This window comes from Paenibacillus sp. NPDC093718 (genome assembly GCF_050279985.1).
Lineage (GTDB): Bacteria > Bacillota > Bacilli > Paenibacillales > Paenibacillaceae > Paenibacillus_AQ.
This window is the reverse complement of record NZ_JBNNUS010000008.1, coordinates 146,527-159,661: the sequence shown is the minus strand read 5'-3', so window position 1 is coordinate 159,661 and position 13,135 is coordinate 146,527. Positions and strand designations below refer to the sequence as shown.

Annotated in this window: 9 protein-coding genes; all 9 read right to left on the bottom strand. The window is 45.8% G+C overall.

From position 1 onward, the window contains the following. Positions 1-118 precede the first annotated feature (118 nt). Complete coding sequence (gene glnA / locus ACQKPA_RS23490; RefSeq protein WP_113057606.1) at positions 119-1,543, bottom strand: type I glutamate--ammonia ligase; 1,425 nt, start codon at positions 1,541-1,543, stop codon at positions 119-121. A gap of 294 nt (positions 1,544-1,837) precedes the next feature. Beyond that, the gene (gene aroF, locus ACQKPA_RS23485; RefSeq protein WP_326097283.1) at positions 1,838-2,893 is read right to left on the bottom strand and encodes a 3-deoxy-7-phosphoheptulonate synthase; all 1,056 of its coding nucleotides are present in this window, start codon (positions 2,891-2,893) and stop codon (positions 1,838-1,840) included. A 171-nt stretch (positions 2,894-3,064) separates the two neighbouring features. Further along, positions 3,065-4,798: a sensor histidine kinase gene (locus ACQKPA_RS23480; RefSeq protein WP_427495051.1), complete on the bottom strand. Its 1,734-nt coding sequence runs from the start codon at positions 4,796-4,798 to the stop codon at positions 3,065-3,067. Between the two features lie 94 nt (positions 4,799-4,892). Continuing rightward, on the bottom strand, positions 4,893-6,458 hold the full coding sequence (locus ACQKPA_RS23475) for a helix-turn-helix domain-containing protein (RefSeq protein ID WP_427494915.1): 1,566 nt from the start codon (positions 6,456-6,458) through the stop codon (positions 4,893-4,895). 80 nt (positions 6,459-6,538) lie between these two features. Beyond that, a complete protein-coding gene (locus tag ACQKPA_RS23470; protein WP_427494913.1) occupies positions 6,539-8,206 on the bottom strand; it encodes an extracellular solute-binding protein in 1,668 nt (555 codons plus the stop codon). An 85-nt stretch (positions 8,207-8,291) separates the two neighbouring features. Then, positions 8,292-9,188 carry a carbohydrate ABC transporter permease gene (locus tag ACQKPA_RS23465; RefSeq protein WP_427494912.1) on the bottom strand — a complete coding sequence of 299 codons (897 nt, stop codon included), beginning with the start codon at positions 9,186-9,188 and terminating at the stop codon, positions 8,292-8,294. Between the two features lie 31 nt (positions 9,189-9,219). Continuing rightward, positions 9,220-10,176: an ABC transporter permease gene (locus tag ACQKPA_RS23460; protein ID WP_127594955.1), complete on the bottom strand. Its 957-nt coding sequence runs from the start codon at positions 10,174-10,176 to the stop codon at positions 9,220-9,222. 497 nt (positions 10,177-10,673) lie between these two features. After that, on the bottom strand, positions 10,674-11,624 hold the full coding sequence (locus tag ACQKPA_RS23455) for a 4-hydroxy-3-methylbut-2-enyl diphosphate reductase (protein ID WP_216530872.1): 951 nt from the start codon (positions 11,622-11,624) through the stop codon (positions 10,674-10,676). A gap of 52 nt (positions 11,625-11,676) precedes the next feature. Beyond that, positions 11,677-13,134: a sensor histidine kinase gene (locus ACQKPA_RS23450; protein WP_427494911.1), complete on the bottom strand. Its 1,458-nt coding sequence runs from the start codon at positions 13,132-13,134 to the stop codon at positions 11,677-11,679. Position 13,135: the final 1 nt, after the last annotated feature.

The following is a 13,135-nucleotide window of genomic DNA, read 5'->3' as shown; positions in this document are numbered from 1 at the left end:
TTTTGAAAATAGCCCTTAATCTCATTTGGTATGGTAATCCGCACCTTAACCTAGCCAGACTTATATGTGTACAAAAAAAGCCCAAGGCATCATGCCCTGGGCTTTTTAACATTATTTATTACAGATCGTAGTACAGGGAGTACTCGTGCGGATGAACGCGGATATTAACCGCTTTGGCTTCGGCACGCTTGAACTCGATGAAGTTCTCGAGGAATTCTTGCGTGAATACGCCGCCTTCTGTCAAGAATTCATAGTCTGCTTGAAGTGCATCCAAAGCTTCATCCAGGGAACCTGGTACGCTGCGGATTTCTTTCTTCTCGGCGTCAGACAATTCATAGATGTTTTTATCGAATGGTCCATATCCGAGTGCGGTTGGATCGATTTTGCGCTTGATACCGTCCAAGCCAGCCATCAGCATAGCGGAGAATGCAAGGTAAGGGTTCGCCGTGGAATCCGGCGTACGGAACTCGATGCGGCAGCCTTTAGGCGTTACGGCCGCAACCGGAATCCGCACTGCGGCAGAACGGTTGCCCTTCGAGAATACGAGGTTAACCGGTGCTTCATAGCCTGGTACCAGGCGTTTGAAGGAGTTGGTGCTCGGATTCGTCAAAGCGATCAATGCAGGCGCATGGTACAGAATACCGCCGATATAGTGGATCGCTGTTTCGCTCAGGTTCGCATAAGCGCCTTTCTCGTAGAACAATGGGGTGTCGCCATCAAAAATGGATTGGTGAACGTGCATTCCACTTCCGTTATCCCCGAACAATGGCTTCGGCATGAACGTAGCGGTTTTGCCATATTGGCGCGCTGTGTTATGCACGATATATTTATAGATCAACAAATTGTCAGCTGTTTTTTTCAATGTATCGAAACGGAAGTTGATTTCCGCTTGGCCGGCAGTTGCTACTTCATGGTGGTGACGCTCAACGCGAAGTCCTGCTTCATCAAGCAATCGACACATTTCGCTGCGGATATCTTGCTGCGTATCCACAGGTGCTACAGGAACATATCCGCCCTTAACGCCAACTTTGAAGCCAAGGTTGCCGCCTTCTTCCTTACGGTTCGTATTCCAATGTGCTTCCTCGGAGTCTACGAAATAGCTGGAGCTGTTCATGGAGCTTTCATAGCGAACTTCATCAAACAGGAAGAACTCGGATTCCGGTGCAAAGAATGCCGCTGTTCCGATACCGGCCTCCTGAAGGTATTGCTCGGCACGAGCTGCGATACCGCGCGGGTCACGCTCGTAAGCATCTCCTTCCGGAGTATAGATGTTGCTCATAATGTTAAGCGTTGGATGTGCTGTAAACGGATCGATATAACAAGACTCCGGATCAGGCATCATAACCATATCCGATTCTTCAATGCCGCGGAATCCTGGAATAGAAGATCCATCAAACGCTACCCCGTTCACGAATGTTTCTTCGTCTACTTCTGAAGCCGGCAAGCTAATATGATGAACCCGTCCCGACAAGTCTACAAAACGAAAATCGACCCACTCAATATTGTTCTCTTTAATGGTTTGCAATACTTTCTCTACCGACATGTCTCTTCCTCCCAATTTCCGAACATTAAGACTTAAACAGCTTAACAATGTTCATAATCTTTCGATTTCTTTTCGTCATTATATGCCGGGAGATAACCTGACGTCAATACCTATGTAAGGTATTTTTGAAAACAATGTTAACTTATGTAACATGGAAAACCAGTTAATGTAAACTCAGAAAAAAGACACCTGCTAGCCTTATGCAGGTGTCTTCTCCATTAGATTTAAGGAAATGGTGAACCTTGACAAGGTTCTTAACGCTATCCCCGTGGTTGCAACGTCACTAATCAAATGCTATACGCGTGCAAATTCAGAAGCAGGCGCTTTGGCTGTCGCAAAGCTTTTGCCTACCAATGGGGCCAACTGCTCCAAGTCTTTAAGCAATGCGGCGAATTGATCCGGGAACAGGGATTGTACCCCGTCGCCAGTCATGGAATTATCCGGGTCCGTATGCATCTCAATAATAAGACCGTCTGCCCCCGCCGCCACGGATGCCTTGGACATCGGTTCCACAAGCTCGCGTCGTCCTGTTCCATGACTCGGATCAGAGATGACCGGAAGATGACTCAACCCTTGTAAAACAGGGATGGCAGATAAATCCAGCGTATTGCGGGTATAAGTTTCGAATGTTCGGATTCCACGTTCACAGAGCATGACATTCGGATTGCCGCCGGCAAGAATATACTCCGCTGCATTCAGGAATTCATCATAGGTTGCACTGAAACCTCTTTTCAGCAGAACCGGCTTGCCGCAGGTGCCCAGTTTCCGAAGCAGATCGAAATTTTGCATATTGCGGGTTCCCACTTGCAGGATATCGGCGTACTCCGCACAAATATCCACGTATTCGGGCGTCATAACCTCCGTAATCGTCAACAGGCCATGTTTTTGCCCGGCTTCCGCCATCATGATCAAACCTTCGACGCCAACGCCCTGGAAGCTGTATGGACCCGTGCGAGGCTTAAACGCGCCGCCTCTAAGCACTTGTCCGCCTGCTGCCTTAACCAGCTGTGCAATCTCGTCAATCTGCTGTGCGGATTCCACGGCGCATGGACCACCCATAACGACCAGATTGCCGCCGCCAATCTTGGTGCCTTTAATATCAATGACGGTATCATCCGGATGGAAATCACGACTCGCAAGCTTGTAGGACTTGGAAATTTTAACTACATTCTCTACGCCCTTCATTTGGCGAAGATGCTCCGCAAGCTTCGGGTTTACGCTGCCGATCAGCCCGATCACGGTACGATCCGCCCCCTTGGATACATGAGCCTGGAGTCCTTCCTTCTCAATCTCGCTTACAATATGCTGAACTTGTTCCTCTGATATTTGATTGGATGTAATAACGATCATAATAAAACCTTCTTTCTGAATATATTCCATTTTATTGTTTGATAGTCGCTTTCGCGCTTGTTCGCTTTTAAGCTTTTATGCTTTTAATCAATAAAGTAAATATACAGAAAATATCTCCCCTCGTCAAGCCCATTCTTGAAGCCTGAACGATCGGGAGATATAGACCACCTGTTACATCAATGTTTTGCTGCGTCCTTCGGCTACGGTTCGCTTCACGAGAGGGATCACAATTCTTACCGTCGTCCCAATACCGGCACGGCTGAATAATGTAACCCCGTATTCGCTGCCATAATGAAGTTTGATTCGTTGATCCACATTCCGAATGCCATATCCGGCATTCGTCAGATCCTGGCCGCCTGTATTGTCCAGAACTCTGCCGGGCGGGAACCCGACGCCATTATCGATAATTTTAAATTCCAGAACATTTTCCAGCACTCTGGCGGTAATTCGTACATGTATATAATCCCCGGTCCAGGCATGCTCAAGCACATTCTCAATAAACGGCTGCAAAATCAATTTCACGGTTTCATACCGGACCACTTCCGGCTCATAATCATAAGTAACCTGCATTCGTTCGTCGTATTTAATCTTTTGAATATCTACATAAGCCTGAGCCTGTTCCAATTCATTCTTCACAGAAATGATATTCCGGCCATCATTAAGAGACAGGCGATAAAACTTCGCCAAGTCCATCACCATGCGCTGCAGCTTATCCAGCATTCCAAACCGCGCCAGGCGGCTAATGGAGGATAAGGTGTTGTACAGGAAATGTGGATTAATCTGCGCATGCAGCGATTCCAGTTCCGCTTCTTTTTTCTGAAGGTCGGCCAGATACACCTCATTAATCAGCTTGCCGATATTGCTGCCCATATCATTCAGAGCGGAAGCGATATGTGTAAACTCATCGTTTCCCTTGAACTGAGCCCGTTTATGAAATGCACCTTCCTGAAAAGAATCCAGAACAGAGACGATTTTGGATACGCGTAAGCTGAAGTACTTGGATATCACGATGCTGACTATAAAAAATATAGCAATGCAAATGAGGCAAATAAGCAGGGTGAGGTTCCGGATTTTCACCGTATCTTTCTCCACGATTTCTGCAGGAACGACAGCGATAAGATTCCAGCCGAGCACGGGAATCGGCTTACGAATAAGCAAATCTCCATTATTGCGCAGCTCGTTCTCCTTAAACACGGTTGTCTGTACCCCGCCTGAAGAAAGAATGACTCTGCCTTGCGAATCCGACAAATACAACGCTGTCCCATCACCAATTTTGTTATAATCCATGCTTTCGAACATATCTTCAAGACTGACATTGATTCGCACGAATCCAATCTCCTGCAGCTGTATAGAACTGATATCTATCAGCCTGCGCAAGAGTGAAATGCGACCGTTGCCCGCATCATTTTCAACCTGCTTCCATTCCAGCGTCGATCCATAGTTTTCCTCTTGGGGATAGAGCTTGTACCAGGTCTTATCCACAAGACGCTCATACTGATATATATCAAATAAACGCGTGTTGGATTCAAGCGGATCAGAGTAACTATAATTATTATAAATTTCCCTTAACTCTTCATTCCGTAAATAAATAGACAGCCAAATCTTGGAGTTCGCTGTATTAATCGCCGTTTCCAACTTCGGAATCAGGACATTGACCATCGTATCGTAGCTTACCCATGTACTTTCTGAATAACGCAGTCGGTTATTAAAGGACGAGTCAAAGTAGAGCATGTCGGAAACGCGGACGATGTCTTCCATTTTATACGAAATATTATCACTCATTTGGTGCAGGGTACCCTGAATGTTATTATACGTTTGTTCTCTAATCGATTTGATAAATACCTGGTTTGCGATATTTCCTACAAGCAATACCGGTATTATGATGAATACACAGTAAGAAATCATTAATTTGAAGCCAAATGGTATCTTGACCCGGATACGCTCGAATTTCCCCGCCAAACCTAATCACAACCTCATTACAAGCGGTATAGTAGTGTAGTTAAGAGTGTTTACGCCTATACTCCAATGGTGTCATTCCATACATCTCTTTGAATTGACGACTAAAATAGGGCAAATACTGGTAACCTGTTTGAGAAGCCACTTCATATATTTTAAGTTTCGTGCTGACTAATAGATCTCTGGCTCGCTCCATACGAATCTTGATGACATAATCACTAAAATTATAACCGGTTTCTTCCTTAAACAGAACACCTAGATAGTTTGGAGAAAAGGAAAAACGGTTCGCCATATCCCGGAGCGTAATATTCTCGTGAACCCGCTCTCGTATATTATCAATAATCTCCTCAACAAGGCGTCCATTCTTGGACGATTTGCGAAATTTCAATTGCTCCGATATCTCAAAGACTTTCATTCTTAACCACGAGAAAATATCGTCCATCGTTTCAAATTGCAAGAGTACATCGAGGTTTTTCAGTTCGATTCCCAGCATCCGAAACAGGTCTTCATGCATCGTATGCAAATGCGCGTCCAACTTCAATATAATGTATACTCCAAGATTCCGAACCGTAAATTTGGAGCGGATATTAGATGCTAGCAGTTGTATGGCTTCGATTTCATCGTGGATTTTGACGATCTCATAATTCGTCATAGCGGTAAATAAAGAGTCCAGCCTGATATCGAGGCTTTTGGCGTCCTCCCGGTCCTCCGTCGGCACTTCGTTATAAAGTATCCATTTCCCTTTTCCACGAAACATTTTATAGTCAAGGGCACCCTCTGCCATAACGTAGGACGGATGAAGTTCTTCAAGCCGATTCGCAGTCCCTCCCTCACCTACGGTCACGGTAAGGGGATACTCTTGGCCTAGCGCCGTCAGTAATGACTGAATCTCTTCCTTGCCTTTTGTCGTATCCATGAGTACTGCCATCCGCTGATCTGTCACCTTACATATATGCCTGAATCCGCAACTCTCCAGCTGCTTATGCAAACTCGTGAAGTACTGCTCATTTAATCCACTCGGATTCTCGACCTCGTAATGATTGCTCCGCCAGGAGCTGACATCATCCACTTCAAGTAATATCACTCGCACGGGCCAGTTCATCTCATGAAGTTGGTATTCCCGTTTAATAATACCCAGCATGGCACCGTCATAAGGCTTCTGGAGAATTTGCAGCAGATACTGATTTTTGAGAATCGGTACCATCAATTGATAAGCCCGTTCTGTTTCCTTACGGTCATGGAGCCTGTCCAGCTCAATCCGAACTTTTGTCAACTCTTCAATCAACTCTTGGTCCTCCATGGGCTTCAGCACGTAATTACAAGCGTTTAATGCGATTGCCTGTTTAACATAACTGAAATCCTGGTAACCACTCACAAAAATAACCTGTAATTCATCATGTATCTTCAGCGCTTTTTGCGCTAATTCAATACCAGTCATATTGGGCATGCGTACATCCGTCACGAGAATGTCGATATCCTCTCGTTGCAGGACTTCCCATGCTGCAAATCCATTATTGACCGAATCAACCACGGTCATTCCAAGACTCTCCCATGGAATAAAGCTCCTCATGCCCTCTAGGTCCAATATTTCATCGTCAGCCAGCAGCACTTTATAGATGGGTATCCTCTCCCCTAAATTTCGATAAGGGTATGCTGCAGATGCAGCATACCCTTTCGGTTTACGTTATTCTACTTTTGACCATTCATTTGAGCCAAGTTTTCTTGCCATTTCGTTGTTTTGAATGCAAGAAGTTTATCATATCCAGCTGCTTGAGCATCCGCTTCTGCTTTGTCCAAGACAGCCAGCACTTCTGCATCGTCCTTCGCAAACAGCGCCTTCGCTCTAGCTTCAGTGTAGATATCTTCTACACGCTGACGGATAATACCTTCTTCGCTTTCTGGGGCCGGATCAAGATTGATGAATTCCGTTGCATTTGCTTGAGTTTTCCAAGTTATTTCATACTGCCAACGAGTTGACCAGTTACGCTCTTCTTCTGGCAATGTGCTTTCGTATTTCGCTTTTGCTGTATCAATAAATACCGTGTTTCCGTTCCACTGGAGGTTTGTTGTTTCCGCTTGCAACTTACCAAGACCCGCAGCATCCGTAACATATTTCTCAGTAAACTTAGGCGTTATACCATCTTCTTCATATCCATCCCAATATCCGCCTTCCGGTCCCCACATTAACAGTGTTTGACCTTCAGGACCCGTATACCAGTCCAGGAAAGCAAAGATCGCTTCAGGATTTTTTGCGGCTTTCGTAATAACGCTTACGTTCCAACCAAGTTGAGTATAGGTTCCCGGGAAGATTTTATTCTTGTCCAGACCCTCCTTATGAATCGGCCAGATCATGAAATAACCAGCTTCCGGATCTTTGGCAACGAGTTCCGCATGTGCGTTCATTGCATTTTCAGTCGGGCTGGAAGCTGCATATACAGCAACGCGGCCTGTCATTACTTTTTCCTTGAGTTGGTCAGCAGTTTGAGTTAATGCGTCTTGAGATATCAGTTTATCCCGGAACAGCTTCGCTGCATATTGCATCGATTCGCGATATGTTGGATCCGTAAAGATCGAAGTCAGTTTATCACCGTTAGGCACACCACGAATCGTAATCCAACGTGTCATGGCATCCTCTTTGAAAGCAGAGTACAACACATCAATACCTTGCCCTTCAATACCTGGTTCATAAGGAACTACAGAGTTTCCGTATTTCGCCTTGACTGCTTCCAGGTACTTAGCTAAATCGTCCGTTGTTTCCAGCTTAGGCTCGCCAAGCTCTTTATAAATTTTGCTATTGACTACATAACCTGCATTACCGTTCGGTTGACTCGTGTACCAATTAGGGAATTGGTACAGCTTGCCATCCGGGGAACGAAGCATGTTGATTCCCGCCTCGCCCAACCATTCCTTCAAGTTCGGATATTTATCCAAGTAGTCATCATAAGGTACCAGCATGCCGTTCTCTCTCAATTTTTCAACATCCGGTCCCCGCTCCAGCCAAATAACATCAGGGAGCTCGTCGGAGGCAATCATCGTGTTGAATTTTTGTTGAGCATTACCTTGGGAATTGACCGCTTTTACATCGACTTTTTTATTCTCTTTAATCCATTTCGTTGCGGCATCTTCTCCCCATGTTGGCATGGTGTACCAGTCATAGTGACCATAAAAGCTAAAATCAAGCGGTTGCTCGCCAAGTACAAACTTGTCTGATGCTGCTTCTGTTGGCGGTGTGGTGGTTCCATTGTCGCTAGGAGTCGGGTTAGCTGTCTTAGTACCACCGCTGCATGCTGACAGCATTAAAGCCGCTGCTAACAACGCAGTAACCGATGTGGCCAAAGATTTTTTTCTGAGCCTCATTCTCTAATTTCCCCTTTCATAATTCCCCTTGATATTTATGTCTAAAGCTAAGCTTCAAACAACAGGATTGCTTGCCATGCATGTGCTACTCTTTCAACGATCCCACCAGTACTCCCTTAACAAAATGCTTCTGTACAAAAGGGTATACCATGATGATCGGAACGGTAGCGACAATCATTGTAGCCATGGACAAAGATTTCGTGGTCACACTCTGCATTCGAGATAACGCGGCCTGCGATGCCGAGTCCAAATTACTCATCTGTTCAGACATAATGTTGGAATTCAGTATTTGACGCAATATAGTCTGAATGGGCAGCAGTTCTTCTTTATTGATGTAAATACTCGGTAAGAACCATTCATTCCAATGGGATACTGCCGTGAACAAAGACAATGTTGCAATTACCGGACCGGATAGCGGCAGGATAATCTTAAAGAAGATCCCCCAATTGCCCGCCCCGTCAATTTTTGCCGACTCTTCCAAGCCATTAGGCAACCCTGCAAAGAAGGTACGGAATATAATCATGTTCCATACACTTACCAAACCAGGAATGATGAATACCCAGAACGAATCCATCAAGCCCAGACCACGAATCAGCATGAAGCTTGGTATCAAACCACCACCGAAATACATGGTGACTATACACATAATCATGTAATATTTACGACCCATCAGTTCGCGTTTGGTCATTCCATAAGCGAAGATGGAGGTCACTAGAATCGAAGTTATGGTTCCCACGATCGTACGGGCTACCGATATTCCGAAGCCATTCAGCAGGCGTTTATCCTGAAATACGATACCGTAGTTTTCCAAAGTAAACTCCCTCGGCCAAAATGTGACTCCCCCAAGCGATGTATCGGCTCCTGAGTTAAAGGAAACCACAAGAGCGTTCCAAAAAGGATAAAACGTCACAAAAGCCAAAAATGCTAGAAAGATATAAATCATGATCATCATGAAACGATCACCGAATCCTAAGCGCACCAAGTCTAACCGCTCCCTTCATCACCATGTTCGTTTACCATAGACTGTTACCTGATCTGCGTGCAATCACGTTAGCAATTGTCAGAAGCATCACGCTGATTACCGCTTTGAACAAGCCTACAGCCGTTGCATAGGAGAACCTGGAGTTTTCAATACCGATCCGGTAAACATAAGTATCAATTACGTCGGATACCTCTCTTAACACAGGGTTCTTAGCCAAGAGCAAAATATCCTCAAAACCTGCAGTGAGCAGGTTACCTATTGCAAGAATCATAAATATGATAACAACAGGCATGATCGATGGTAATGTAATCGTGAAAATCTGTCTGAATTTGCTCGCACCATCCATATCTGCCGCTTCGTACATGTGAGGATCCACTCCCGCAACTGCGGCCAAGTAAACGATGGAGGAGAATCCGATTTCTTTCCAAACCCCTGTGGTTACCAGGATCGCCCAGAAGTATTCAGGAATGGATAGGAAATTAATCGGTTCTTTAATCAAATTCATTTTTTCCATCAGAATGTTTATGCTTCCGTTATCGGTAGAAAGCAAGGAAACCACAAACCCTGATACGATAACCCAGGATAAGAAATGGGGTAAATAACTGACGGTCTGCACCAATCTCTTGAAGAACAGATGTCGAACTTCATTCAGCATCAACGCAAGCAGGATCGGAGCTGGAAAGCCAATCAGAAACTTGAGTAAGCTGATAACGATGGTGTTTCGCATCACGTTCATAAACTCTGGAGACTCAAAGAACATCCGGAAATGCTTCATTCCTACCCAAGGACTGTCTCCCATGCCTTTGAAGATATTAAAATCCTGAAACGCCATCAGAATACCGTACATCGGTATATAACTGAAAATAAAAATGAGTACGAGAGCGGGAAGTACCATTAACTGAATATCCCACTGTTTAAAAAAGCGAATAAATCCATTGTCTCTCTTCCGTTTTGGAACAGTTTCCTGTTCTACGGATATTTGCGCCATGTCCAACCCCCCGTGTGTTCTATGCCATGAAGTTTACCTGATGTCTAACATTGTAGAATAAACTATCCCATATAAACATTTGCCTATTCAACGAAAAATGATATTATTCAATCGAAAATTAAAACGCTTACAGCGCATGGGATATTTACGGGGGGATGAGAATCCCCAAAAAAGCTCCTTTAACGGGGCAGGTAGTCTAATTCCACCCTGGCGTCTTAATCCCGGACATAGAAAATCCCCTTGCGTCAATAGTGTCAAGTTCATTTCACATGAACAGTTGTTCCACCATTCACTACAAGGGGAGAGTATCCATAAGCTCTATCAACATTTAGCCGAGTGATCATGAAAAATGATACTAATCAATTAAAAACGGCGGAATACACAATTCCAAGCATATGGCCGTCAAATATGACGATGACTGGATAATATTAAGAACACACCTGTATCAACAAAAATACAACGGTTGCGATATGGTCGCAACCGTTGTATTAAAATTCTTACGATTTGCTTTTCACCCGTACAGGCGGAAGCAATTTATTCATATTCACCGTGCGCTTGATCTCCCAGGTTTCCGGCTGATCATGTTCATACTGTTCCAAATAGGCGATGACTTCCTTGGTAATCGGAGTTGGTGTTGACGCCCCTGATGTCACAGCCACTTTGCCTACGCCTTCAAGCCATTCGCGTTTAAGCTCCGTCACATCGCCAATGCGGTGAGCCGGTACGCCGGCTATCTCTTCGGATACCTGTGCAAGACGGTTTGAGTTATTGCTGCGCGGATCCCCGACCACGATGACCAAATCCGCCTGGCCCGCTTGCTCGGCTACCGCCTCCTGCCGAACTTGCGTTGCAAGGCAGATTTCATTATGAATCTCCGCTCCCGGGAATTTATCGAGCAGACTCTTCATGATATGCTTGATATCCCATTGACTCATCGTTGTCTGGTTCGTAATGATGATTCGGGACGAATTGACCTGAAGCTGTTCGATCTCTTCTTCCTTCTCGATCAGATGCACGTGATCCGGTGCGATCCCGATCGCGCCTTCCGGCTCGGGATGTCCCTTCTTCCCGATATAAATGATTTCATACCCGTCCGCTGCCTTCTCCCGAATCAAATCATGGGTTTTCGTAACATCCGGACAAGTTGCGTCGAGCGTGGTTAACCCTTTATCTCGCGCAAGCTTGCGTACTTCGGGAGAGACCCCGTGGGCAGTAAAAATGACGGTGCCGCTCTCCACCTGACTCAGGATTTCCATCCGATTCGGACCGTCCAGGGTAATGATGCCTTCATCCTCAAAGGATTGCGTGACATGACTGTTATGCACAATCATGCCCAATATATAAATAGGCCGAGGAAGATCCAGATTCTGGGCCGCCTGACGTGCCAAGACCATAGCGTCAACGACACCGTAACAGTAACCTCTCGGTGATATTTTCAAGACTTCGATGATCCTCACCTGCTTTCCGTTGTCATACGTAAAGTATCCAGTCTATTATAACCTATTCCAGCGGAGGAGCAAAGACGACGGGCAGCCAGACGATAAAGGTGCTGCCTTCCCCTCTTCGGGTAACAACCTCGACAGAGCCCTTGTGCTCATCAATAATCCATTTGGCGATGGACAGTCCAAGACCGGTTCCGCTCGTGATGCCTCTCGACTGATCAGCACGGTAGAAGCGCTCGAATATAAACGGAACCTCATCCTTATCCATGCCGATCCCCGTATCCGAAATTCGCAGACCGACCTGACCCTTGTACAGGACGACATCCAAGCTGACTTCACCCTCGGGCGTATACTTGAACGCATTCTCGATAAAGATGAACAGCATCTGCTGCAAGTAGTCCTTATTTCCTTCGACATAAACGCCATTCAGGACAGATAGCTCTCCGACATGCCACTCAGCGGTTTTATCAAGGAAATTAGCGCGCCGTGCGACCTCTTCAACCAATGGCTGCAGAGGAACCGGAGCCAGCTCAAAGGTCTGGCCGGTATCGGCCCGTGCCAGAGATAACATATCGTTCACCAGCCGGCTCATCCGCTTCGCTTCATCGGATATATCTCCCACAGCTTCGAACGAGATTTGCTTGATCGTTTCTTCGTCCATATTCGCTCTCTCGCCAGGGGCTTCCGTCCACATCTTCTGGAGGAGATCCACATTCCCCCGGATGGTGGTCAGCGGCGTTCGGAGTTCATGGGAAGCATCTGATACAAACCGGCGCTGTGCCGCATAGGCATCCTCAAGCTCTTTGTAAAAGCTCTCCGTCCTCTCGAGCATCCCGTTAAACGTACCGATCAGTTGCCCGATCTCGTCCTCTGGCCCATCGTATTCGATTCGTACGCTGAGATCGGTTCCCTTCTGGATCTGCTCCGCTGCCTCCGTGACCTTGCCGATCGGTTTCATGGATTTCCGGGCGAGGAACAAGCCTAAAGTTGAAGCAATGACTAGGGTTGCTGCGGATCCCATGATGAGGATGGATTGAAGTCGGTCCAGAGTTTCGTCGATTAACCTTGTGTTGGAACCAATTTGAAGCCATCCGAATAATTTCCTTGAGTTTGTTTCAACAACTGGGGATTCGTATACAAGGAAGGATACCCCATTAAAAGAAAACCGTTTAAACTCTCCGGGTTTAGTCATACTTAACGCTCTTTCTACAGTTGGATTCTCAAATTGCAAACCACTGAACTCCATATTGCCAGATCTCCAGATGGATCCATTATAGAAAGTATAAAGCTGAACGTATAAATCAGCTGCCTCCATATTAAGCGCGGAGGAACGATCCGGTAGAAGCGCAACAGACGAAGACGTGTAACCGATTTTATTCGCTTCCTGTACTAATCGCTGCTTTAACTCCTCATACGTATACAAATGGACAAAGCCATACACCGCCGAGCTGAAAATCAGCAGTGTCACAAATAAAATGCCGGTATACCATGCTGTCAGTCTTAACCGAATGGACATG